We start from the raw sequence: 23,736 nt of genomic DNA on the forward strand, positions 1-23,736 counted from the left end.
ACCGGTGCTCGCTCAGGCCCGCGGGGGAGCGGGCCGGGCGTCGATCGGGCTCAGAGGCCGAGATCGGACTCGAACGCGCCCTCCTCGAGCCGCTTCTTCATGTGGGTGAGGAAGCGGGCGGCGTCGCCGCCGTCCACCAGGCGGTGGTCGTAGGAGAGGAACAGGTACATCATCGAGCGGATCGCGATGGAGTCGTCCCCCTCCGCGTTCTGCACGACCGCCGGGCGCTTCACGATGGTGCCGCAGCCCAGGATGCCGACCTGCGGATCCGGGACGATCGGGGTGTCCCAGAGGGCGCCGCCCGAACCGGTGTTCGTGATCGTGAAGGTCGCACCCTGGAGATCGTCCGGGGTGAGCTTGTTGGCCTTCGCCCGGGCGCCCAGGTCACCGATCTGCCGGGCGAGGCCCGCCAGGTTCAGGTCCCCGGAGTTCTTGATGACGGGGACCACGAGGCCGCGCTCGGTGTCCGCCGCCATGCCGATGTTCTCCGACGCGCCGTAGCGGATCGTCTCGCCGTCGATCGTGGCGTTGAGCTTCGGGTAGGTCTTCAGCGCCTCGACCGCCGCCTGCATGATGAACGGCAGGAAGGTGAGCTTGGCGCCCTCGCGCTGGGCGAAGGAGTCCTTGGCACGGCCGCGAAGCTTCGCGACGCGGGTCATGTCGACCTCGACCGCGGTGGTCAGCTGGGCCATGGAGTGCAGCGACTCCATCATCCGCTTGGCGGTGACCTTGCGGATACGGGTCATCTTCTCCTCGGTGCCGCGCAGCGGGGAGACCTCGACCGGAGCAGCGGCAGCGGCGGCGGGGGCGCCGGCGGGAGCCGAGGCGGCCGGGGCCGCCTGCTGCTGCGCCTGCGCGTCGATCGCCTTCTGCACGTCCTGCTTGCGGATGCGGCCGCCGAGACCGGTGCCGGCGACCGACGAGAGGTCGATGCCGGCCTCGGCCGCCATCTTCCGCACGAGCGGGGTCACGTAGCCGGAGGACTCCGCGCCGGAGACCGAGGCATCGGCCTGCGGGGCGGGAGCGGCGGGCGCCGCCGGAGCGGCGGGGGCCTTCTCCGGTGCGGGAGCCGGGGCCTCCTTCGGAGCAGGGGCCGGGGCCGGCTTCTCCTCGGCCGCGGGCTCCGGAGCCTTCTCCTCGGCCTTCGCCTCGGGCGCCGGGGCGGCCGGGGCCGCCGCGGGGGCGGAGCCGGAGGAGTCGCCGACGATCGCGAGCACGGCGCCGACCTCGGCGTCCTCGTCCTCCTGGACGCGGATCTCGATCACGGTGCCGGCGACGGGCGAGGGGATCTCGGTGTCGACCTTGTCGGTCGAGACCTCGAGCAGGGGCTCGTCGACCTCGACGGTGTCGCCGACGCTCTTCAGCCAGCGGGTGACCGTGCCCTCGGTGACGGACTCGCCGAGCGCGGGCATCGTCACCTCCTGGCCCTCACCGGAGCCGCCGGCGGCCGGCTTCTCCTCGGAGGCGGGGGTGTCGGTCGAGGGGGCGGCGGTCTCGTCGGACGCGAGGTCCTCGCCCTGGGCGGGCTCGGCGGCGGGCTCCTCCGCGGGAGCCACCTCCGCCGGGGCCTCGGCACCGGAGTCGCCGGAATCGGCGGCGCCGGAGCCGGAGCCGTCCCCGATCACGACGAGATCGGCGCCGACCTCGGCATCCTCGTCCTCCTGCACCAGGATCTGCTCGATGGTGCCGGCGACGGGGGAGGGGATCTCGGTGTCGACCTTGTCGGTCGAGACCTCGAGCAGGGGCTCGTCGACCTCGACGGTGTCGCCGACGCTCTTCAGCCAGCGGGTGACCGTGCCCTCGGTGACGGACTCGCCCAGTGCGGGCATCTTGACGGTTTCGGACATCAGGTGTCTCCTTCGGAAGTCGTCAGGCTCAGGCGTGGGCGTGGAGGGGCTTGCCGGCGAGTGCGAGGGCGGCCTCGCCCATGGCCTCGTGCTGCGAGGGGTGGCCGTGGATCAGCGAGGCGACGTCCTCCGGGTAGGCCTCCCAGTTCACCATGAGCAGGGCCTCACCCATGAGCTCCGAGACGCGCGTGCCGATCATGTGGACGCCGACGATCGGGCCGTCCTTCTCGCGCACGAGCTTGATGAAGCCGGTGGTGTTGAGGATCTGGGACTTGCCGTTGCCGCCGAGGTTGTACTCGTAGGACTGCACGCCCTCCTCGCCGAACTGCTCCTTGGCCTGCTTCTCGGTGAGGCCCACGGAGCCGAGCTCCGGCTCGCAGTAGGTGATGCGCTCGATGCCGGACTCGACTATCGGTGCGGGGTTCAGACCGGCGATCCGCTCCGCGACGAAGATGCCCTGGGCGAAGCCGCGGTGGGCGAGCTGGAGGCCGGGGACGATGTCGCCGACGGCGTGGATGCCGGGGACGTTCGTCTCGAGGGTCTGCTTGTCCGCGAGCACGAAGCCGCGGTCCATCTCGATGCCCTGCTCCTCGTAGCCGAGGTCCTTCGTGTTCGGGCCGCGGCCCACGGCGACGAGGAGGTAGTCGCCCTCGTAGACGGTGCCGTCGGCGAGGGTGACCTTCACACCGTCGGCGGTCTGCTCGGCCTTCTCGAAGAAGATGCCGAGCGAGAAGGCGATCCCGCGCTTCTTGTAAGCGCGCTCGAGCGCCTTGGAGAGCGACTCGTCCTCATTGGCGACCAGGTGGGGCAGGCCCTCGATGATCGTGACGGACTCGGCGCCGAGCGACTTCCACACCGAGGCGAACTCGACGCCGATGACGCCGCCGCCCAGGATGATGGGGTTCTTCGGCATGTCCGTGAGCTGCAGCGCGGCCTCGGAGTCGATGATGCGGCCGCCCAGCTCGAGGCCGGGGAGCGTCTTGGAGAACGACCCGGAGGCGAGCACGACGTTCTTGCCGGTGAGGGTGCGGGTGCCGCCCTCGGTCTCGACGGTGACGGTGTTCTTGCCGGTGAGCTTGCCGTAGCCCTCGACGTACTCGACCTTCGCGGACTTCACGAGGCCCTGGAGACCCTTGTACAGGCGGCCGATGATCTTGTCCTTGAAGCCCAGGACCTTCGAGTAGTCCACCGCGTTCAGGGTGATGTCCAGGCCCAGGGCGGAGCCCTCGGCGGGGGCGCCGGCGATCTCGCCGACGTGCAGGAGGGCCTTCGTGGGGACGCAGCCGCGGTGCAGGCAGGTGCCGCCGACCTTGTCCTTCTCGACGAGGGCGATGCTGAGGCCGAGCTGGGCGCCGCGCAGAGCGGTCGCGTACCCGCCGCTGCCACCGCCCAGGATCACGACGTCGTACTGGTCAGTGGTTGTATCCGCCACCTGTGTGCTCCTCGGTGCGTAGGGGGATCATGCGGCACGGCTGCCGGCCCCGTGGCCGACGCTGCCGCTTGCGGGGTCCATGCTAGGCCACGTCAGGGGCTCATGAGGCCCAGTCGGGGCCTCGTCGGGAGTGACCTGAGCGGCGTCCGCGCCGTGGGGGCCGGACCCGACGGTCGGTCCGGCCCCCACGGCGCGTCGGCCGGTCGGCTCAGGCGCGGCCGGCGCGCTGCTCGAGCACGGAGAGCACGGTGCGCATGCTCATGCCCGTCGCGCCCTTGCCCATGTAGCCGAACGGCGCGTCCGCGTAGGCGGGGCCGGCGATGTCGAGGTGGGCCCACGGGACGTCGCCCACGAACTCCTGGAGGAACACGCCCGCGGTGAGGGCGCCGCCCCAGCGGCCGGCACCCATGTTGCGCAGGTCCGCGACGAGGCCGTCCAGCGCGGGGCGCAGCTCCTCGGGGAAGGGCAGGGGCCAGAAGGGCTCACCGGTGGCGGCGGAGGCGGCGAGCACCTCGTCGCGCGCGGACTCCGTGCCCATCACCGCGGCGGTGCGCTGGCCGAGCGCGACGACGGCCGCACCCGTGAGCGTCGCCACGTCCATGACGAGGTCGGGCTCGCCGGCCGCGGCGTCGACGAGGGCGTCGGCCATGACCATGCGGCCCTCGGCGTCGGTGTTGAGCACCTCGACCGTGCGGCCGTTGCGCATCGTGACGACGTCCCCGGGACGCTGGGCGCCGCCGCCGGGCATGTTCTCGGCCAGGGCGAGGTAGGTCGTCACGGCGACGGGGAGGCCCAGTCGCGCGGCGGCGAGGGTCGCGCCGAGCACGGTCGCGGCGCCGGCCATGTCCGAGGTCATCTCCTCCATGCCGGCCGGCGGCTTGAGCGAGATGCCGCCCGTGTCGAAGGTGATCCCCTTCCCGACGAGGGCGACCGAGGAGACCGCGCCCGCGGGGGCGTACTCGACCTTCACCAGGCGCGGCGGCCGGGCCGAGCCCTGACCCACGCCGACGATGCCGCCGTAGCCGCCCGCGACGAGCTCCTCCTCGTCCAGCACGGTCACGGTGAGCGGGAGATCCGCGGCGAGCTCCTGGGCGCGCTCGGCGAAGGCCGCCGGGTACAGCAGGTTCGGCGGGGTGTTCACCAGGTCGCGCACGGCGGCGACGGCGTCCGCGAGGATCTCCGCCCGCTCGACGGCGGCCGGGGCGAGGTCACCGAGCACGGAGATCGCACCGAGGGCAGGCTTGGCGCCCGCGGCCTCGGACTTGTGGGCGATGAAGGCGTAGGCGCCGAGCGCCGCGCCCTCGAGGGCGGCGGCGAGCTGCTCGCCCGTGGCGCCCGGGAGCGCGATCGCGGCGGAGCCGACGCCCGCGAGGGACCGGGCGGCCGCGCCGTAGGCGAGACGCACGTCCTGGTCGGAGACGTCCGCGAGCTCCTCGGCGCCGAGACCGACGAGCAGCAGGCTGCCCGCGGAGGTCAGGTCGCCGGCGGGGAGGCGATGGATCTCGCCGCGGCCGGCGGAGGGGGAGAGGGCGGCGATGGCCGCGGTGACGGCGTCCTCACCGGGCACGACGGACGGAGCGCCGTCGGCGCCGCGGAGCAGGGGGAGGACCAGGACGTCCGTGTCGACGGAGGTCACACTGGCATCGGAAACGGTGATCGAAGGCATGGCATCTATCGTAGGCACCGGTCCGGCGCCCTCGGGGCGGCACGTCCCGGGCCCGGGCATCCCGCCGCCGGGGAGCACCCGGACTTCGGCACGGCGGCAGGACGAGGACGGACCGGACATGGCGGTGCTCAGCACCCTGGTCTACGTGGTGGGCGCGCTGACGGCGCTGCTCGCCGTCTACTACACGGTGCGGGATCTGACCGCGGATCTCGTGCTGCTCGGGGCGAGCGCCCTGACGCTCGTGGTGTGGGCGGTGATGGGGGGCGCGCTGCTGGCCCGCGACCTGGGCGGCGGGAGCGTCGACGATCCCGTGACGCTCTACGGCTACCTCCTGACCGGCCTCGTGCTCCCGCTCGCGGGCGGATGGGCGGGCCTCTGGGAGCGCACGCGCTGGGGGAGCCTCGTGATCGGCGCGGCGGCCGTGACCGAGATGGTGCTCATGATGCGGCTCCCGCAGATCTGGGCGGGGGGCTTCGCATGAGCGCGCGCCCCTCCCGCGGTCTCACGACCCTCCTCGTCTTCGTGTACGGACTGTTCGCGCTCTCCGCGACCGCCCGCTCCCTCGTGCAGATCCTCCGCGAGTTCGACCGCGCGCCCGTCGCGTACACGCTCTCGCTCGTGGCCGCGCTCACCTACATCGCCGTCACGCTGACCTTCGCGCTGCGCGGACCGCGCTCGCCGCTCGCCCTCGCGCTCGTGATCGTCGAGCTCGTGGGCGTGATCGCCGTGGGGACGCTCACCCTCGCGGACCCGGCGCTGTTCCCCGAGCCCACCGTGTGGTCCGACTTCGGGATCGGGTACGGCTTCGTCCCGCTCGTGCTCCCGCTCGCCGCGCTCGCGCACATCGCGCGCAGCAGGCGCCGCGCCCGCCGCGGCCAGGACGCGGGACCGACCGCGGAGGAGGGCCGATGACCGCGTACGGTAGGGCCGTGACCACCGCCGACTCCTCCTCGAGCACCGCCTACGAGGCGCTGTTCCAGCACGTCCTTCGACGGATCGACCCGGAGCGCGCCCATCATCTGACGATCGACGCCCTGCGCCTCGCGCAGTCCCTGCCCGGGGGCCACGCCCTGCTGCGCACCCTCTTCGGCACCCCGCACCCGGCGCGCGACCCGCGGCCGACGCGCACCGTGCTGGGCGCCGAGCACGCCTCCCCCCTCGGTCTCGCCGCCGGGTTCGACAAGGACGGCGTCGTGCCGCTGGCGCTGCTGGACCTCGGCTTCGGTCACGTCGAGGTGGGGACCGTCACCGCGCGGCCGCAGCCCGGGAACCCGCGCAAGCGGAGCTTCCGCCTGATCCCGGACCGCGCCCTCATCAACCGCATGGGCTTCAACAACGAGGGGGCCCGGGCCCTCGCGAAGAGCCTCGCCAGGGCCCGTCGCACCGAGCGCGGCCAGCGCGCCGTGATCGGCGTGAACATCGGCAAGAACAAGGCGACGGCCCTCGACGACGCGGCGGACGACTACCGCTCCTCGGCGCGCCTGCTCGCCCCGTATGCGAGCTACCTCGCGATCAACGTCTCGAGCCCGAACACCCCGGGCCTGCGCGACCTGCAGTCCGTGGACGCGCTGCGCCCGGTGCTCGCCGCCGTCCTCGAGGAGGCGCGCTCCGCGGAGCGGCGCCTGCGCCGGGACGTCCCGGTGCTCGTGAAGATCGCCCCCGACCTCCACGACGAGGACGTCGTCGCCGTCGCGCGGCTCGCGACGGACGTGGGCCTCGCCGGAGTCATCGCGACCAACACGACCATCGACCGCCCGGCGGACCTCCGCAGCGACCGCGGCCTCGTCGAGTCGATCGGCGCGGGCGGCCTCTCCGGTCCGGTGCTCGCACGCCGCTCCCTCGAGGTGCTCCGCCTGCTGCGCCGCGAGCTGCCGGCGGAGACCGTCGTCATCAGCTGCGGCGGCGTGACCACCGCCGCCGACGTCGCCGAGCGTCTGGAGTCCGGCGCGGATCTCGTCCAGGGCTACACGGCCCTCATCTACGAGGGGCCCGGCTGGCCGGGACGGATCGCGCGCGAGCTCGGCGCCCGCGGCATCGTCTGAGACCGCGCCTACCCTGGAGAGCATGGACGAGGACCTCTTCTCGCTGGGCGGGGACGCCCCCGCGCCGCGCACCCTGAGCGAGGGCAACCGGGACCACCGGGCGCCGCTCGCCGTGCGCATGCGCCCGGCGTCCCTCGACGAGGTCGTGGGGCAGCACCAGGTGCTCGACCCCGGCAGCCCGCTGCGGCGCCTGGTCGCGGCCGACGACTCCCGCACCGCGCCGTCCTCGGTGATCCTCTGGGGCCCGCCCGGGACCGGGAAGACGACCCTCGCGTACGTCGTCGCGAGCTCCGGGGACCGGGAGTTCGTGGAGGTCTCCGCGGTGCTCGCCGGCGTCAAGGACATCCGTGACGTCGTCGACGCGGCACGTCGACGCCTGCGCACCACGGGCAAGGAGACCGTGCTCTTCGTGGACGAGGTGCACCGCTTCTCGAAGTCCCAGCAGGACGCCCTCCTGCCGAGCGTCGAGAACCGCTGGGTCACCCTCATCGCCGCGACGACGGAGAACCCGCACTTCTCCGTCATCTCCCCGCTGCTGTCCCGCTCGATCGTGCTCACCCTCGAGCCGCTCGAGCGGGCCGACCTCGACACCCTCGTGGACCGCGCCCTCGCCGAGGAGAAGGGTCTGGGCGGGGCGGTCGAGCTCACCGACGACGCCCGGGAGGCGCTCCTCCGCCTGGGCGGCGGGGACGCGCGCAAGATCCTCACCTCGCTCGAGGCGGCTGCCGCCGCCGCGCTCACCAAGGACCCGCCCGTCGTCGACGCGGAGGTGCTCGCGCAGGCCGTGAACCGCGCCGCGCTGCGCTACGACCGAGCCGGGGACCAGCACTACGACGTCACGAGCGCCTTCATCAAGTCGATGCGCGGCAGCGACGTGGACGCGTCGCTGCACTACCTGGCCCGGATGATCGAGGCGGGGGAGGACCCGCGCTTCATCGCCCGCCGCGTCGTCATCGCGGCGAGCGAGGAGGTCGGCATGGCCGATCCCACCGCGCTCCAGGTCGCCGTCGCCGCCATGCAGGCCGTGCAGATGCTGGGCATGCCCGAGGGGCGGATCCCGCTCGCCCAGGCGGTCGTGCACATCGCGACGGCCCCGAAGTCCAACGCCGCGTACAAGGCGCTCGACGAGGCGATCGCGGACGTCCGCTCCGGCCGCGCCGGGGTGGTCCCCCCGCATCTGCGCGACGCCCACTACTCCGGGGCGAAGAGCCTCGGTCACGGCGCGGAGTACCGCTACGCGCACGACTCGCCGCACGGCGTGGTCCCGCAGCAGTACGCCCCGGACGAGCTCGTCGGGACGGACTACTACCGCCCGCGGGAGTCCGGCCCCGAGGGCCGCGTGGCCCAGCGCGTGCAGGCCCTGCGGCGGATCGTGCGAGGTGGCGACGGCGGGAACGGCGCCGGCGGGGGCGGGGACGGCGGCACGGCGTGAGGCACTCCACAGGAAGCGCGGTGCGACCTGCGCCGCGGGCCGTTGAGCCGCGAGCGGGGCTGCGCTAGTCTGGGTCGCTGAATCCGCGGCTGCTTCATTGGATTCAACCCCCGTCGACAACAAGAGGTAGACCTCGTGACCAACGTCACCCGCGCGCGCCGTCAGGCGCGTCTGTCCCGAGCACTCGGGCTCCCGCTGACTCCGAAGTCCGTCAAGTACTTCGAGAAGCGTCCGTACCCGCCCGGCGAGCACGGCCGCGCCCGCCGCCGCACCGAGTCCGACTACGCCGTGCGCCTCCGCGAGAAGCAGCGTCTGCGCGCGCAGTACGCCCTGCGCGAGAAGCAGATGCACCGCTCCTACCTGGACGCGAAGAAGCAGCCGGGCCTGACCGGCGAGAGCATGGTCGAGCTCCTCGAGATGCGCCTGGACGCGCTCGTGCTCCGCTCCGGCTTCACCCGCACCATCCTGCAGGCCCGTCAGGCCGTCGTGCACCGCCACGTCCTGGTCGACGGCAAGCTGGTGGACCGCCCCTCCTTCCGCGTGAAGCCGGGCCAGACCATCCAGATCAAGCCCAAGTCGCAGGCCATGGAGCCCTTCCAGGTCGCTGCCGAGGGCGGCAACTCCGACGTGCTCGCCTCCGTGCCGAGCTACCTCTCGGTCGAGCTGTCCGAGCTCAAGTCTCAGCTGGTCTCCCGTCCCAAGCGCGCCGAGGTCCCCGTGACCTGCGACGTGCAGATGGTCGTGGAGTACTACGCCCGCTGATCACCCGGGATCACGGCGAAGGCCCCGGCTGGCGTGCTCCGGTACGCTGACCGGGGCCTTCGCGTCCCCATCTGCCTCCTCGGCCCCACGACCGCACCGCCATCCGGCCCCGGTCCGTGCGGCCTCCCTGCTCCTCGTGCCCGGAAGGACCCCCACGACCATGCGCACCTCCGAGATCCATCGGCGCTTCCTCGCCCACTTCGAGAAGAAGCGGCACACGGTCGTGCCCAGCGCGTCCCTGGTCTCCGCCGACCCCTCGATCCTCTTCACGATCGCCGGCATGGTCCCCTTCATCCCGTACATCGTGGGCACCGAGAAGGCGCCCTACGACCGTGCGGTGAGCGTGCAGAAGTGCATCCGCACCAATGACATCGAGAACGTGGGCCGCACGACCCGGCACGGCACCTTCTTCCAGATGGCCGGCAACTTCTCCTTCGGCGACTACTTCAAGACCGGTGCGATCGACTTCTCCTGGGAGCTCCTGACCTCCTCCGTCGAGGACGGCGGCTACGGCCTCGACCCGGAGAGGCTCTGGATCACGCTGTGGGAGGAGGACCAGGAGTCCTTCACCCACCTCACCGAGGTCATCGGCCTGGACCCCGCGCGCATCGTGCAGCTGCCGTGGGAGGAGAGCTGCTGGGACACCGGCCAGCCCGGCCCCGCGGGCTCCACGGGGGAGTGGTACTACGACCGCGGCCCCGAGTACGGCCCGGACGCCCCCACCGGGCGCCTGCCGGAGTGGCCCGGGGACGAGCGTGCGGAGGACCGCTACCTCGAGATCTGGAACCTCGTGTTCGACCAGTTCCTGCGCGGCCCCGGCAAGGGCAAGGACTACGAGCTCCTCGGGGAGCTCGACCAGAAGGCGATCGACACGGGCCTCGGCGTGGAGCGCCTCGCGTTCCTCCTGCAGGGCAAGCAGAACATGTACGAGATCGACCAGGTCTTCCCGGTGATCGAGGTCGCGCAGCAGCTCACCGGCCGCGAGTACGGGGCCGACGCGGAGGACGACGTGCGGATGCGCGTCGTCGCCGACCACGTGCGCAGCGCGATGATGCTCGCCTCCGACGGCGTCCGCCCCGGCAACGAGGGCCGCGGCTACGTGATGCGCCGGCTGATCCGTCGCGCGGTCCGCTCCATGCGCCTGCTGGGCTACGCCGATCCGTCGATGCCGCACCTGCTCCCCGCCTCGCTCGAGGTCATGAAGGAGTCGTACCCGCAGCTCGAGACCGATCGCGGGCGCATCAGCGACCTGATCCTCGGCGAGGAGGAGGCGTTCCGCCGCACCCTCGCGACGGGCACCACGATCTTCGACCAGATGGTGGGCGAGGTGAAGCAGGACGGCGGCCGCGCCGTCCCGGGCGACGCCGCGTTCCGCCTGCACGACACCTACGGCTTCCCGATCGACCTCACGCTCGAGATGGCGCAGGAGGTGGGGCTCTCCGTCGACGAGACCGGCTTCCGCACCGCCATGCAGGAGCAGCGCGAGCGTGCCCGCGCCGACGCCGCGGCGAAGAAGACCGGCCACACCGACACCGCGCTCTACAACCGCCTGCTCGGCCAGCGCGGCGAGGCCGTGCCCTTCCTCGGCTACACCGAGTCCACGGTCTCCACGACCGTCGAGTCGGTGCTCGTGGACGGCGCGCTCGTCGACACGGTCACCGCCCCGGCGGACGTCGAGATCGTCCTCGCGGCGACCCCGTTCTACGCGGAGATGGGCGGCCAGCTCGCCGATCAGGGCCGCATCGCCCTCGCCTCCGGCGGCATCGTCGAGGTGGACGACGTCCAGGCGCCCGTGAAGGGCCTTCCCGTGCATCGCGGCCGGCTCGTCGAGGGCGAGGTCCATCCCGGTGCGGGCGCGGTCGCGAGCATCGACCTCGAGCGTCGCGGCGCGATCGCCCGCGCGCACACCGCGACCCACATGGTGCACCAGGCGCTGCGCGAGGAGCTCGGTGACGGAGCGACCCAGGCCGGCTCGGAGAACTCGCCGGGCCGCATGCGCTTCGACTTCCGCTACGGTCAGGCGGTGCCGCACTCGAGCCTCGAGCAGGTCGAGGGGCGCGTGAACACGCTGCTCCAGGAGGAGCTCGAGGTCACCGACCGGCAGATGCCGATCGACGAGGCGCGGGCGCTCGGCGCCCAGGCGCTGTTCGGCGAGAAGTACGGGGACGTGGTCCGTGTGGTCTCGATCGGCGGTGACTGGTCCCGTGAGCTGTGCGGCGGCACCCACGTGGGCTCGACCGGCGCGATCGGCTCCGTGCAGCTCATGGGCGAGTCCTCGATCGGCTCCGGCGTGCGCCGCGTCGACGCGCTCGTCGGCCTCTCGGCCTACCGCCGGCAGGCGAAGGAGCGCGCGCTCGTCTCCCAGCTCACCGACCTGCTGAAGGTCGGCACCGCGGAGGACATCCCCGAGCGCGTGCGCTCCCTGACCCAGCGGCTCAAGGACATGGAGAAGCAGCTCGCGAGCCTGCGCGGGGCCCAGCTCCAGGCGCAGGCCGGGCAGCTGCTCGAGCACGTGGTCGACGCCGGCGGCGTGCGGCTGCTCGTGCACGACGCGGGGGAGGGCATCGCCGCGGGCGACCTGCGCACCCTCGCGCAGGACCTCCGCTCGCGCCTCGGCGAGGACTCCGCCGCCGTCGTGGCCGTCGCCGGTCACGAGGACGGTCGTGCGGCGCTCGTCGTCACGACCAACGCCGCCGCCCGTGAGGCGGGCCTGAAGGCCGGTGCGCTCCTGCGCACCGGTGCGGAGGCCATTGGCGGCCGCGGCGGCGGCAAGGACGACATGGCCCAGGGCGGCGGCGGCGAGCCGGCGCGCACGGGGGAGGCCCTCGAGGCCGTCCGCGGGGCCGTGTCGGCGATCGCGGCCGCATGAGCGAGCTCCCGCGCGGGGTCAGGCTCGGGGTGGACGTCGGCGACGTCCGCGTCGGCCTGGCCCGCAGCGACCCGGACGGCATGCTCGCCACCCCGGTCGAGACGGTGCCCCGGGACACGGCGGTCGCCGCCATCGCCGCCTGCGCCCGGGAGACCGAGGCGCGTGCCATCATGGTCGGGCTTCCCCGCACCCTGAGCGGTGCCGAGGGCCCCGCCGCGCAGAAGGCGCGGCAGGTCGCCGAGGAGCTCGTCGCCGAGCTCGCCGGCGATCCCGACCCCGCCGAGGTGCGGATGGTCGACGAGCGGCTCACGACGGTCTCCGCGCACCAGGCGCTCCACGCGTCCGGCCGCAAGGGGCGGAAGCACCGCCAGGTCGTGGACCAGGTCGCTGCCGTGATGATCCTGCAGCAGGCGCTGGACCTCGAGCGCAGCGCCGGCCGTCGCGCCGGCGAGCTCGTGGCCGCGGCGGTTCCCGAGCCCGGCGCCGCCGGGGGACCCGAGCAGGAGGACGGCTGATGAGCGAGGGCCAGGGCGAGGACGATTCCGTCAGCTTCGACGAGCTCGCCGAGTCGCAGAACCCGCGGGACGAGGACGCCTCGACCGGCCACGGCCGTCGGCGCGCCGCCGGCCCGGCGCGCCGTCGGCGACGCCGGGGCCCGCTGCGCAGGGCGCTGCCGGTGCTGCTCGTCCTGCTCGTGCTCGGCGGTCTCGGTGTGGGCGGCGTCTACGGCTACCAGTGGCTCACCTCCAACGTGAGCCTCGAGCAGGAGGACCCGGACTTCCCCGGGCCGGGCAGCGGCGAGGCGCTCGTCCAGGTCGCCGAGGGCGACACCGGCACCGACATCGCCAAGACCCTCGTCGACGCCGGCGTCATCAAGACCACCGGGCCCTTCATCACCCAGTTCTCGAACTCCCCGGACGCCTCCGGCATCGAGCCGGGCCTGTACCGGCTGAAGAGGGGGATGACCTCCTCCGACGCGCTCACGATGATCCTGGACCCGGCGAACGTGGCGGGCCACCGCGTGATCGTCCCCGAGGGGCTGCGGGCGGAGAAGATCTGGGCCGTGCTCAGCGAGGCGACCGACATCCCCGTCGAGGACTTCGAGGCCGCCGCGAAAGACTACACCTCCTTCGGCGTGCCCGAGAACGACGCGAAGTCCCTCGAGGGCTACCTGTGGCCGGGCCGCTACGACGTCCCGGAGGACGCCACCGCCGGCGAGGTCATCTCGATGATGACGGACCGCATGCAGACGGAGCTCGAGAAGCTCGGCGTCGCCCCGGAGGACGAGCACCGCGTGCTCACGCTCGCCTCGATCGCCGAGAAGGAGGCGCGCGACCCGGACGACTACGGCCGGGTGGTGCGCACCCTCGAGAACCGCCTCGAGGGCGTGGGCGAGGCGAAGGGGAAGCCGATGAAGCTCCAGCTGGACTCGACCGTCGCCTATTTCACGGGCAGCGACACGATCTCCACCACGCCCGCGCAGCGCAAGCAGGACAGCCCGTACAACACGTACCTCCACGAGGGGCTGCCCGTCGGGCCGATCTCCAATCCCGGCAAGGCGACGATCCAGGCGGCGCTCGACCCGCCGGAGGGCGACTGGCTGTACTGGGTCACCGTCAACACCGACACGGGCGAGACGAAGTTCGCGGCGACCTACTCCGAGCACGAGAAGAACGTGCAGGAGTGGCGTGACTGGTACGACGCGAAGCAGGGCGGCTGATCCCGTGCGCCGCTTCGCCGTGGTCGGCTCTCCCATCGAGCACTCCCTCTCCCCGCTGCTCCATGCCGTCGCGTACCGCGAGCTGGGTATCGAGGACGCCGTCTACGAGCGCCACGAGGTGGACGCGGGCGAGCTCGCCGGCTTCCTGACCGGGGACGGCGCGGGGCTGCAGGGGCTCTCCGTCACGATGCCGGGCAAGCCGGAGGCGTTCGCCCTCGCGGCCGAGCACGACGGCACCGCCGCCGCCCTCGGCGTCGCCAACACGCTCGTGCGACGCCGGGACGGATCCTGGCGCGCGGAGAACCACGACGTGCACGGGATCGTCGCCGCGCTCCGCGACCACGGCGCCGGGACCGTGCGCCGCGCGGGCGTGCTCGGCTCGGGGGCCACGGCGCTCAGCGCGGCGCTGGCGCTGTGCAGGATGGGGGCGCAGGAGATCCTGCTGAGCGCGCGCCGCCCGGAGAGGCTCGCCCCCGTCGTCGACCTCGTCACCGCGCAGGGAGCCGACGCACGGATCGTCCCCTGGGACGGCGCCGCCCAGCTGCTCGGCACCGAGGTCGTCGTCAGCGCCCTCGCCGCCGCGGGTGCCCGCGCGGTCGCCGAGGAGTGGCGTGCCCGCCCCGACCTCCCCGTCGTCCCGCTCCTGCTCGACGTGCTCTACGACCCGTGGCCGGCGCCGCTGGCCGGTCTGCTGGGCGAGCGGGGCACCGAGGTGGCGAACGGGCTGGAGATGCTCGTGCACCAGGCCGACATGCAGATCCGGTCGATGGTCGGCGCGCCCTCCGCCCCCGTCGCGGCGATGCTCGACGCCGCGCGGGAGCAGCTGCGCCACTGATCGGACCGCCTGCCCCGGGACGTGCCCCGGCAACCGTCCGGAATCCTTGCCGCGCTCGGTCAAGGGAAAGTAAAGTGGGCGTCGATCCCCGGCCCGTCCGCCGGGGGCTGAGGAGTCACCATGGACCTGACGCCGGACGTCACCACCCCGCTGCTGCGACGATGCACGGCACTGGCCACGATGGCCCGCGTCGAGCTGCTCTCCGAGCATCGCCACCGCGCGGCCGACGAGCTCTCCGAGGTCCTCGACGAGATCGTCTCCTGGTCCGGCTCCCGCTTCGACGATCCCGATCCGACGATGCTCGCCCTGTGCGCCGCGGCCCTGCTCGACCTCGCGGACAGGATCCCGGGGACGGCCACCGTGCTCGCCGCGCGGGTCGCGGACGCGCTCGGAGTGCTGACAGGGCAGATCCCCGCGGGGCCGCTCTCCGTCAGAGCGTGATCGTCGCCACGAAACTGCTGGCAGGGACCCTTTCGGTGCAGTGGTGGGGTCAGTCCCGTGCTACTGTTCAGGAGTCGTCGCAACGACCACTCGTCCGGGTGGCGGAATTGGTAGACGCGCTAGCTTGAGGTGCTAGTGGCCGTATTAGGTCGTGGGGGTTCAAGTCCCCCCTCGGACACGTTTCTCGAAGGCCCCGGCTCCCTGAGCCGGGGCCTTCGGCGTTCCTCGACATCCCTCGATGTCCTGCGACACCTCTCGATGGTCCGCGATCCTCGTGCCCGCCCCGGTTCCCGCAGGCCCCGGCGTGCATGCCATGATCGCCATCATGGTGCACGTCTTCTTCCACAACCCGGTGATCGCCGGGAACACCGGCAACGCGATCCGCCTCGCGGCCGTGACCGGTGCCCGCCTCCATCTCATCGAGCCGCTCGGCTTCGACCTCGAGGACGCGAAGCTGCGCCGGGCCGGGCTGGACTACCACGACCTCGCCGAGGTCCGGATCCACCCGGATCTCGAGACCGCCCTCGCCGCCGTCCCGGACTCCCGCGTGTTCGCCTTCACCGCCCGCGCGAGCACCAGCTTCGAACGGGTCGAGTACCGGCGTGAGGACGTGCTGCTCTTCGGCACCGAGCCCACCGGGCTGCCCGAGGAGGCGATGACGCACCCACGGGTGAATGACCGTGTGCGGATCCCGATGCTCCCCGCACGCCGCTCGCTCAACCTCGCGAACTCCGCCTCGATCGCGGTCTACGAGGCCTGGCGCCAGCTCGGCTTCGACGGGGCCGGGGCATGAGCGGCTCCTCGCGCCCCGGCTCCTCCCGGGGCAGGCCCGGCCTTCCCTCGCGCATCGAGCGCCGCAACGCCCAGTTCCAGCAGTGGGAGTCCCTGCTGCGATCGCGCAGCAAGCGCACCCGCAGCGGCGAGATGATCCTGCAGGGCGTCCGGCCCATCACCCAGGCGGTCGCCCACGGCATGGAGCTGCGAGCCCTGCTCACCGACGGCCGGGAGCGGCACTCCCGCTGGGCGGCCGAGCTCCTCGCCGCCGCGCCCGCCCCCGTCGTCGAGCTCGCCCCCGATCTCATGGCCGAGCTGGGAGAGCGGGAGGACGGACCGCCCGAGCTGCTCGCCGTGGTCGCCGTGCCGCAGGACGATCCCGCGCGCCTCGGGCCGGTGCTGGACGCCGCCGGCGGGGCGCCGATGATCGTCGCCTTCGACCGCCCGTCGAGCCCCGGGAACATCGGCTCCCTCGCCCGCACCGCCGACGCCCTCGGCGCGAGCGCGCTCGTGACGACCGGCCACAGCGCCGACGCCTGGGACCCCGCCGCGATCCGGGCGAGCACCGGGTCGCTCATGGCGCTGCCCGTGCTCCGCCTCGCCGCGCCGCGGGACCTGCTCGCGGTCGTGGACGCGCGGCGGGCGGCGGGTGAGGGGTGGACGGTCGTGGGTCTGGACGAGGCGGGCGGTCGCACCCTCGACCAGGTGGACCTCACGGGGCCGACGGTGCTGGTGGTCGGCAACGAGACGACCGGGATGAGCGCCCCGTGGCGCGAGGCCTGCGACGAGGTCGCGGAGATCCCCATGGGCGGCAGCGCGTCCTCCCTGAACGCCTCCGTCGCCGGCTCGATCGCCCTCTACGAGCGTCGCCGACAGCTGGGCTGACCCGACCGGACCTCCCTGCCGAACCGGGGCGGGCTCAGCCTCCGAGCGCGGGGCCCAGCAGCGGGACGCCGAGCAGCCCCAGGAACGGGGTGGAGAGCAGCACCGGTCCCAGGGCGAAGCGGGCCCTCCCGGTCCCCGTGCGCACGAGCGTCACGGCGCCGGCGATCCCGGCGAGCAGCAGGGCACCGCAGGCCCCGGCCACGACGGCGCCGCCGCCGAGCATGCTCGTCATCAGCACGACGACGGGGAGGGTCTTCGCGTCCCCCATGCCGAGCAGCGGCGGGGCGAGGAGGGCCAGCAGCACCGCACCGGTGCCGATGACCGCGGCGAGCACGAGCGCGACCCGCAGCGGTGAGCGCAGCGCCGGCTCGACCAGCGCGCTCAGTCCGAGGCCGAGGAGGGTGACCGCCGTGAGCGCCCCCACGAGAGGGTTGGGGAGCCGGTGCTCCCGGGCGTCCCACCAGGACAGCCGCATCGCGAGCGGGAGATAGGCGAGGACGAGCACCAGCTGCGGGAGCAGCGTGGTCGGGTCCGGGGTCGGCATCGGCCCATTCCAGCAGAGCGTCCGCTCCGGCGCTCCGCTGCGGCCCTGAATGTGGACGGGGCCGTCGGCCCCGGCGACGACGGGTCAGAGGCCGCTCGGGTCCCCGAGCGTCGAGCGGACGCGGATGATGCGCCGGCGCATCCACACCTTCTTCCCGCCGCCGAGGTACCTCCGGGTGCGGGCGAGCTCCCAGCGGCCGTACTCGGCCTCCTCGGTGAGGTGCGCCCGCACCTGGCCCACGGAGGTGCGGGGAGGGACCGTGATGATCTGGAACTCGTAGTCCTCGGGGCGTCTGCCCCGTTCCACGGGGAGGTCCGGCACCCCTCGGGGGTCGCGGACGTGGACGATGCGGCCGAGCGGCGGACGGGACGGCGAGGGCACGGGCGGGGCCTCCGGGACGTGGATGGTCGGCGGGCGGGCGCCGGGCCGAGGGTCCTGCAGGTCTCCCAGGATTTTCCGGTCGTCCGTGCTGTCCATTCTGCCGCCGGACGGGGTACCGTCCAAGCATGAACACGGATCCTCGCTCCGCTCTCGCCGCGCTGATCGCTGCCCTGGAACGTCACTATGAGGCGGCCGCCGCCTCCCGCGGTGACGACGATCCCGCGCTGGAGGCCGCCACCGAGCAGCTCACCAGCGCGTTCGACACCTATGACGATGCCCTCTTCGAGGCCTACGACATCGCGACGCCCCTCATCGTCTTCGACGGCGACGAGGACGACGACGATGACGACTTCGACGACTTCGACGATCTGGACGACCTCGACGACGAGGACGACGATGACGACGACTTCGACGACGAGGAGGAGGGCGACGCCGAGGAGCGCTGATCGGCGCTGACGAGCGCCCTCCGGCACTCCTCGCAGGACCTCCACCGACTCTTCACCGACGGTGCCCACGCGGCGCCGGGCCCCGTGCCCGGCGCCGCGTAGTCTGTCTCCGGCCGCGATGCGGCCCGACCGTCGACGTGGGCGCCCGCCCCGTCCCGACCCGGGTGGACCGCTTGAGCGGAGCACCGAGAAGGAGCCTCCTTGTCCGTCCTCGACGCGATCATCCTGGGCATCGTCCAGGGGCTGACCGAGTTCCTGCCGATCTCCTCCAGCGCCCATCTGCGCATCATCGGCGAGCTGCTCATGCCGGGCCAGGACCCGGGCTCCGCCTTCACCGCGATCGTGCAGCTCGGCACGGAGACGGCTGTCCTCCTGTACTTCTGGAAGGACATCACGCGGATCATCGGCCGTTGGTTCCGGGCGCTCGCGGGCAGGGTCCCGCAGTCCGACCCGGACGTGCGGCTGGGCTGGTTCGTGATCCTCGGCTCGATCCCGATCGGCGTGCTCGGGCTGCTCTTCGAGAACCCCATCGACCACGCGCTGCGGAACCTCTACATCACCGCGACGATGCTGATCCTCTTCGGCCTCCTGCTGGGCCTCGCGGACAGGATCGCGCCGCAGCGCAAGGAGCTCTCGGACATGACCGTGCGCGACGGCGTGCTGTTCGGCCTCGCCCAGGCGCTCGCGCTGATCCCGGGTGTCTCCCGCTCCGGCGGCACGATCACCGCCGGCCTGCTGCTCGGCTACTCCCGCAAGGCCGCCGCCCGCTACGCGTTCCTGCTGGCGGTCCCGGCCGTCTTCGCCTCGGGCCTGTACAAGGCCGCGAAGGAGATCCCGACCCTGCTGAGCTCGGACGGGCAGGCCGCCGCGGTCGCCGCCGGCCAGCCCTCGCTGCTCGCGATCGTCATCGCGACGATCGTCGCCTTCGGCGTGGGCTACGTCGTCATCGTCTGGTTCATGAAGCTCATCGAGAACCGCTCGTACCTGCCGTTCGTGGTCTACCGCGTCGCTGCGGGCGTGCTCCTGCTGGTCCTGCTGCTGGCCGGGGTGCTGGACCCCCTCGCGGGCTCCTGAACCACCGGCGGGGGCGCGCCCGTATGATCGTGCGGTGCGTTCCTGGACCTCTCCTTCCCTCACCCCCCTCCCGGCGTCGGGCCGCCCGCTGCGGCTCCACGACGACCGGCTGGGCCGGATGACCACCGTGATCCCGCAGACCCCCGGCGCCGCCCGGGTGTACGTCTGCGGGATCACGCCGTACGACGCGACCCACCTGGGCCATGCGGCGACCTATCACGCGGCGGACCTCATGCGGCGCGCGCTGCGTGACACCGGCCACGAGGTCGAGCTCGCGCAGAACGTCACCGACGTCGACGACCCGCTGCTCGAGCGGGCCGAGCGTGACGGCGTCGACTGGCAGGACCTCGCCGCCTCCCAGGTCGAGCTCTTCGCCGAGGACATGGAGGCGCTGCGGATCATCGCCCCGGAGACCTACCTCTCGGTGAGCGAGGCGATGGACGAGATCATCGCGACCGTCGAGGCCCTGCGCGCGCGCGGTCGCGCCTATCCCGTCGACAACGGCGACGAGGCCGCGGGCCCCGACTGGTACCAGGACCTCTCGATCGACGGCGCCCTCGGCGACGTCTCGGGCTGGGACGAGGCGGCGATGCTCGAGGTGTTCGCCGAGCGCGGCGGGGACCCCGACCGCGCCGGCAAGCGCGGCCGCTTCGACCCGCTGCTCTGGCGCGCCGAGCGCGCGGGCGAGCCCGCCTGGGACGCCGGCGAGCTGGGCCGCGGCCGCCCGGGATGGCACGTCGAGTGCCTGTCCATCGCGGAGCGCGGCCTGGGCCTGCCCTTCGACGTGCAGACCGGCGGCAGCGACCTCGTCTTCCCCCACCACGACATGAGCGCCGCGCACGCCGCCGGGCTCGGACACCCCTTCGCCGCGCTCTACCCGCACACCGGGATGGTCGCCTACGAGGGCACGAAGATGAGCAAGTCGCTCGGCAACCTCGTGTTCGTGCACCGTCTCGTGCGCGACGGGATCGAGCCGGCGGCGATCCGCCTCGTGCTCATGGCCCACCACTACCGCTCCGACTGGGAGTGGACGGACGCCGAGCTCGAGCAGGCCCAGGAGCGGCTGAGCGCCTATCGCGCCGCCGCGGCGGCGGGCGCACCGCGCGCCGACGTCGTCGAGGAGCTGCGCTCCGCCCTGCGCGACGACCTCGACACCCCGCGGGCGCTCGCGGCGCTCGACGCCTGGGCCGCGGCCCCGCACGGGGACGGCGCGGAGACGTCGGAGCTCCCGGCGGGTGCCCCGTCGGACACCGCCCAGGCCGTGGACGCGCTGTTCGGCATCTCCCTGGCGGGCTGATCACCGACGCCACGAGCGGGCGGTCGCGGGGAATCGCGACCGCCCGCTCAGGTGTGGATCATTCGCCGTCGCGCCGGCGCAGGAACTTCTCGAACTCGCGGGCGATCGCGTCCCCGCTCGCCTCGGGGAGCTCCGCGGCGTCCTGGGCGCGCTCGAGCCGGCGCACGTAGTCGGCCACGTCCTCGTCGGTGCGGGCGAGGTCGTCCACGCCGCGCTCCCAGGCCTCGGCGTCCTCGACGAGCTCCTCCATCGGGATCGGCGCGCTGATCGAGTCCTGCACGGCCCGCAGCAGCGCGAGGGTCGCCTTGGGGGAGGGGTTCTGCGCCACGTAGTGCGGCACCTGCACCCAGATGCTCGTGGTGCGCAGGCCCGCGCTCGTGGTGCGGCGGGCGAGGATCGTCGGCACCCCGACGGGCCCCTCGTACTGGCCCACCGGATCGACCTTCTCCGCCGCGCCGGGCTCGATCCCCACGCTCACCGGGAGCGGCCGGGAGTGCGGGGCGTCGGCGAGCAGGGCGCCGAGGGAGATCACGGAGCTCACGTCGAGCACCTGGAGCTGCTCGAGCACCTCGTCGCAGAAGCGCTTCCAGTGCAGCGAGGGCTCGGGGCCCATGACGGTGACGATCTCCGGACCCTGCGGCGGCTGCAGGATGCGCAGCTCCGTGTCCGGCCAGTCCAGGACCCGGAGCCCCTCCTCGGTGGTGCGGATCTCGGGACGGTTCACCTGGAAGTCGATGAAGGCCTCGGCGTCCACCGCTCCGGCCGGGCGGGAGGGCCAGATCTCGAGCAGGTGCTCGAGGACTCCGGTGGCGGCCTCCCCGGCGTCGTTCCATCCGCTGAAGGCGGTGAGGGCGATGCGACTCATCCCTTCATCATAGGACCGCGCCGCTGCGCCTGGCGGTGGCGCGTGACCCGTCACCAGGGGCGGGCCAGGAAGCCCGGATACGCTCGGGCGGGGCGGCTCCACCGGCCGCCCGTCGACCTGCTGTCCCGCCGTCCCGCTGACACGGAGGAACCGGAGCCCATGCCCTCACCCTCGCTCCGGCTGCCCGGTCTCCCGCGGCTCGAGATCCGCACCAGCACCCTGCTCACGGTCGTCGTGCTCGCCGCGTTCGTGCTGCCCCTGCTCTCCGCCCCGGACCGGCCGACGGGGGTCGCGGTGCTGCTCGCCGTGCTGACGGCGCTCGCGCTGATCCTCTCCGTGCTGGGCCACGAGATCGCGCACGCCCTCGTGGCCCGTGCCTTCGGCGGCCGGGTGGACCACATCGCGCTCACCTTCGCCGGGGGCCACACGCAGTACCACGGCGAGAAGGTCGGCACGCTGGGCTCGCTGCTGGTCTCCCTCGCGGGCCCCACTGCGAACCTCGTGCTCGCGGCTCTCGCCGCCGGGGCGGCCGCGCTGCTCCCCGTCGGGACCGCTCCGGCGCAGGTCGTGGGGCTGACGGCGACGCTGAACGTGGCCCTCGCGGTCTTCAACCTGCTGCCGGGGCTGCCGATGGACGGCGGCCGCGCCCTCGAGACGGCCCTCGGCGCGGTGCTCCGCCGCCGGGCGCTCGGCACCCGGATCACGGCCGTGCTCGGGATGGCCATCGCGGTGCTCGTCGTGCTCGTCCCGCTCTGCCGGATGATGCGCGCCGGGGGAGCGGGCACCGGACTGATGCTCACCCTGCTGTGGGCCGTGATCATCGCGTCGATGCTCTGGCAGGGCGCCTCCGCGGCGCTGCGCGGGGCGAGCCTCCAGGAGCGGATCGACCAGCTCACCGCCCGGGGTCTCGCGCGCCGCGTGCCGCTGCTGGCTCCGCAGACGCTCCTCGGCGAGCTCCCGGGCGCGCTCTGGCACGACACGGACGCGCTCGCGGGCGCCCTCGTCCTCGCCCCGGCCCCCGGGGGAGGCGCGCCGCGGGTGCTGCGGATCGACGTGGACGCCGCCCGGGGCGTCCCCGCGGCGAGCCGCCCCTCCGTCCCGGTCACCGCGGTCGCGGCGCCGCTGGGCGAGCTCGGGGAGCTCCCGGCGGAGCTCGCCGGCGACCACCTGGTCGAGGCGATGATGGCGACGCCGCATCCCGTGTACCTGGTCCGGGAGGACGACGGCACCGTGCTCGGTGTGATCATCGGCTCCGAGGTCGCGGCACGCCTGCGGGGACGGTGAACGGGCCCGGACCGGGAGCGGACCTCCGCCTATGCTGGCGGGCATGACCTCGACCCCCTCCCCGGACGCCGGCGCCCCGGCACCCGCCCCCGCCGCGGTGCCCGCACCCCGCGCGGCCCGCCCGGGCCTGGACCGCACCGGCCCCCTCACCCTCGGCGACAAGGTGCAGCTCGCCGACGCCAAGGGTCGCCTGCACACGATCACCCTCCGCGAGGGCGGGGAGTTCCACAGCCACCGCGGCGTGCTGCGCCACGAGCAGCTCATCGGCGCGGAGGACGGCGTCGTCGTCGAGGACAACCACGGCACCCCGTACCAGGCGCTGCGCCCGCTCTACGCCGACTACATGCTCTCCATGCCGCGCGGCGCCGCGATCATCTACCCCAAGGACTCCGCGCAGATCCTCATGTGGGGCGACATCTTCCCCGGCGCCCGGGTGCTCGAGGCGGGGGTCGGCTCCGGCGGCCTCACGACCGCCCTGCTGCGCGCCGTGGGCCCGGAGGGCGCCGTCCACTCGATCGAGCGCCGCGAGGACTTCGCGACCGTCGCGAAGGAGAACGTCGACACCTTCTTCGGCGTCGCCGAGGGCGAGGACCACCCCTGGTGGGACCTCACGATCGGCGACTTCCAGGACGTCGCCCCGACGCTCGGCGAGTCCGCCGTGGACCGCGTCGTGCTCGACATGCTCGCCCCCTGGGAGTGCGTCGAGGCGGCCGGGGACGTGCTCGTCTCCGGCGGCGTCTTCCTCGCCTACGTCGCGACCGTCACCCAGCTCTCCCGCACCGCCGAGGCGCTGCGGGACCACGGGGAGTTCACCGAGCCGGACGCCTGGGAGTGCTTCGTGCGACCCTGGCACCTCGAGGGCCTCGCCGTGCGCCCCGAGCACCGGATGAACGCGCACACGGGCTTCCTCATCACGGCGCGCCGCACGGCCCACGGCACGCGTGCGCTGACCCGCGTGACCCGCCCCGCCCCGGGCTCCCGGGACGAGGAGGAGCTGAACCATCCCGACAACGAGGGCTTCGGCGGCGGCACCGGCGAGTGGACCGCGCAGGACGTGGGCGAGCGCGGCGTCGCCCCGCGCAAGATCAAGCGCGCGCTGCGGGACATCCGCCAGGGCCGGGACCGCTGACCCGCCCGCAC

23 protein-coding genes and 1 tRNA gene are annotated in these 23,736 nt (G+C 73.4%); 18 read left to right on the forward strand and 6 right to left on the reverse strand.

The features are described 5' to 3' along the window. Positions 1-50: 50 nt before the first annotated feature. The 3 genes from sucB to ACYVAP_RS07965 all read right to left on the reverse strand — a co-directional run bounded on the left by sucB (position 51) and on the right by ACYVAP_RS07965 (position 4,945). Positions 51-1,847 (reverse strand): 2-oxo acid dehydrogenase subunit E2, encoded by a 1,797-nt coding sequence (gene sucB, locus ACYVAP_RS07955; protein ID WP_498860245.1) that lies wholly within the window; start codon positions 1,845-1,847, stop codon positions 51-53. Between the two features lie 28 nt (positions 1,848-1,875). Next, positions 1,876-3,279 carry a dihydrolipoyl dehydrogenase gene (gene lpdA, locus ACYVAP_RS07960; protein WP_498860246.1) on the reverse strand — a complete coding sequence of 468 codons (1,404 nt, stop codon included), beginning with the start codon at positions 3,277-3,279 and terminating at the stop codon, positions 1,876-1,878. Positions 3,280-3,487: 208 nt separating this feature from the next. Continuing rightward, positions 3,488-4,945 carry a leucyl aminopeptidase family protein gene (locus tag ACYVAP_RS07965; RefSeq protein ID WP_498860247.1) on the reverse strand — a complete coding sequence of 486 codons (1,458 nt, stop codon included), beginning with the start codon at positions 4,943-4,945 and terminating at the stop codon, positions 3,488-3,490. Positions 4,946-5,063: 118 nt separating this feature from the next. Between ACYVAP_RS07965 and ACYVAP_RS07970 the strand changes: the two genes are divergently transcribed. From ACYVAP_RS07970 to ACYVAP_RS08030, 13 genes are all read left to right on the forward strand, one after another. After that, positions 5,064-5,426 carry a hypothetical protein gene (locus ACYVAP_RS07970; protein WP_498860248.1) on the forward strand — a complete coding sequence of 121 codons (363 nt, stop codon included), beginning with the start codon at positions 5,064-5,066 and terminating at the stop codon, positions 5,424-5,426. Continuing rightward, positions 5,423-5,857, forward strand: a complete 435-nt coding sequence (locus tag ACYVAP_RS07975) for a hypothetical protein (protein WP_498860249.1) — start codon at positions 5,423-5,425, stop codon at positions 5,855-5,857. The genes ACYVAP_RS07970 and ACYVAP_RS07975 overlap by 4 nt, the downstream gene beginning before the upstream one ends. After that, entirely contained in the window at positions 5,854-6,987 is a 1,134-nt protein-coding gene (locus ACYVAP_RS07980; RefSeq protein ID WP_498860250.1) for a dihydroorotate dehydrogenase, read from the forward strand. The genes ACYVAP_RS07975 and ACYVAP_RS07980 overlap by 4 nt, the downstream gene beginning before the upstream one ends. A 22-nt stretch (positions 6,988-7,009) precedes the next feature. After that, entirely contained in the window at positions 7,010-8,419 is a 1,410-nt protein-coding gene (locus ACYVAP_RS07985) for a replication-associated recombination protein A (protein WP_498860251.1), read from the forward strand. A 135-nt stretch (positions 8,420-8,554) separates the two neighbouring features. Further along, positions 8,555-9,181: a 30S ribosomal protein S4 gene (rpsD, locus tag ACYVAP_RS07990; RefSeq protein WP_498860252.1), complete on the forward strand. Its 627-nt coding sequence runs from the start codon at positions 8,555-8,557 to the stop codon at positions 9,179-9,181. A gap of 160 nt (positions 9,182-9,341) precedes the next feature. Then, positions 9,342-12,050, forward strand: a complete 2,709-nt coding sequence (alaS, locus tag ACYVAP_RS07995) for an alanine--tRNA ligase (protein ID WP_498860253.1) — start codon at positions 9,342-9,344, stop codon at positions 12,048-12,050. Then, entirely contained in the window at positions 12,047-12,565 is a 519-nt protein-coding gene (gene ruvX / locus ACYVAP_RS08000; RefSeq protein ID WP_498860254.1) for a RuvX/YqgF family protein, read from the forward strand. Before alaS ends, ruvX begins: the two co-directional genes overlap by 4 nt. Beyond that, entirely contained in the window at positions 12,565-13,770 is a 1,206-nt protein-coding gene (gene mltG / locus ACYVAP_RS08005) for an endolytic transglycosylase MltG (protein WP_498860255.1), read from the forward strand. Before ruvX ends, mltG begins: the two co-directional genes overlap by 1 nt. Before the next feature lie 4 nt (positions 13,771-13,774). Next, entirely contained in the window at positions 13,775-14,605 is an 831-nt protein-coding gene (locus ACYVAP_RS08010; protein ID WP_498860256.1) for a shikimate dehydrogenase, read from the forward strand. A 120-nt stretch (positions 14,606-14,725) separates the two neighbouring features. Beyond that, on the forward strand, positions 14,726-15,046 hold the full coding sequence (locus tag ACYVAP_RS08015) for a hypothetical protein (RefSeq protein ID WP_498860257.1): 321 nt from the start codon (positions 14,726-14,728) through the stop codon (positions 15,044-15,046). Between the two features lie 92 nt (positions 15,047-15,138). Next, a tRNA-Leu gene (locus ACYVAP_RS08020) sits at positions 15,139-15,224 on the forward strand. A gap of 147 nt (positions 15,225-15,371) precedes the next feature. Beyond that, complete coding sequence (locus ACYVAP_RS08025) at positions 15,372-15,839, forward strand: tRNA (cytidine(34)-2'-O)-methyltransferase (protein ID WP_264451120.1); 468 nt, start codon at positions 15,372-15,374, stop codon at positions 15,837-15,839. Continuing rightward, complete coding sequence (locus ACYVAP_RS08030) at positions 15,836-16,705, forward strand: RNA methyltransferase (RefSeq protein WP_498860258.1); 870 nt, start codon at positions 15,836-15,838, stop codon at positions 16,703-16,705. The genes ACYVAP_RS08025 and ACYVAP_RS08030 overlap by 4 nt, the downstream gene beginning before the upstream one ends. Before the next feature lie 34 nt (positions 16,706-16,739). Here the strand turns inward: ACYVAP_RS08030 and ACYVAP_RS08035 are convergent, their stop codons facing one another. Together ACYVAP_RS08035 and ACYVAP_RS08040 are read right to left on the reverse strand one after the other, a co-directional pair. Beyond that, entirely contained in the window at positions 16,740-17,249 is a 510-nt protein-coding gene (locus ACYVAP_RS08035) for a hypothetical protein (RefSeq protein WP_498860259.1), read from the reverse strand. 84 nt (positions 17,250-17,333) lie between these two features. Next, on the reverse strand, positions 17,334-17,570 hold the full coding sequence (locus ACYVAP_RS08040) for a DUF5703 family protein (RefSeq protein WP_416232195.1): 237 nt from the start codon (positions 17,568-17,570) through the stop codon (positions 17,334-17,336). Between the two features lie 185 nt (positions 17,571-17,755). Between ACYVAP_RS08040 and ACYVAP_RS08045 the strand changes: the two genes are divergently transcribed. The 3 genes from ACYVAP_RS08045 (at position 17,756) to mshC (ending at position 20,447) form a co-directional block, all read left to right on the forward strand. After that, complete coding sequence (locus ACYVAP_RS08045; protein WP_137770763.1) at positions 17,756-18,076, forward strand: DNA primase; 321 nt, start codon at positions 17,756-17,758, stop codon at positions 18,074-18,076. Positions 18,077-18,277: 201 nt separating this feature from the next. Further along, complete coding sequence (locus ACYVAP_RS08050) at positions 18,278-19,150, forward strand: undecaprenyl-diphosphate phosphatase (RefSeq protein WP_498860260.1); 873 nt, start codon at positions 18,278-18,280, stop codon at positions 19,148-19,150. A gap of 34 nt (positions 19,151-19,184) precedes the next feature. Then, on the forward strand, positions 19,185-20,447 hold the full coding sequence (mshC, locus tag ACYVAP_RS08055) for a cysteine--1-D-myo-inosityl 2-amino-2-deoxy-alpha-D-glucopyranoside ligase (protein ID WP_498860261.1): 1,263 nt from the start codon (positions 19,185-19,187) through the stop codon (positions 20,445-20,447). Between the two features lie 58 nt (positions 20,448-20,505). On the opposite strand, the gene ACYVAP_RS08060 is transcribed toward mshC, so the two are convergent. Beyond that, complete coding sequence (locus ACYVAP_RS08060; RefSeq protein WP_137770766.1) at positions 20,506-21,312, reverse strand: PAC2 family protein; 807 nt, start codon at positions 21,310-21,312, stop codon at positions 20,506-20,508. A gap of 159 nt (positions 21,313-21,471) precedes the next feature. Here ACYVAP_RS08060 and ACYVAP_RS08065 point away from each other — a divergent pair, with 159 nt between their 5' ends. Then, entirely contained in the window at positions 21,472-22,596 is a 1,125-nt protein-coding gene (locus ACYVAP_RS08065; RefSeq protein ID WP_498860262.1) for a zinc metalloprotease, read from the forward strand. Between the two features lie 43 nt (positions 22,597-22,639). Continuing rightward, positions 22,640-23,725 carry a tRNA (adenine-N1)-methyltransferase gene (locus ACYVAP_RS08070; protein WP_498860263.1) on the forward strand — a complete coding sequence of 362 codons (1,086 nt, stop codon included), beginning with the start codon at positions 22,640-22,642 and terminating at the stop codon, positions 23,723-23,725. Positions 23,726-23,736 lie beyond the last annotated feature (11 nt).

Source organism: Brachybacterium horti, assembly GCF_054777615.1.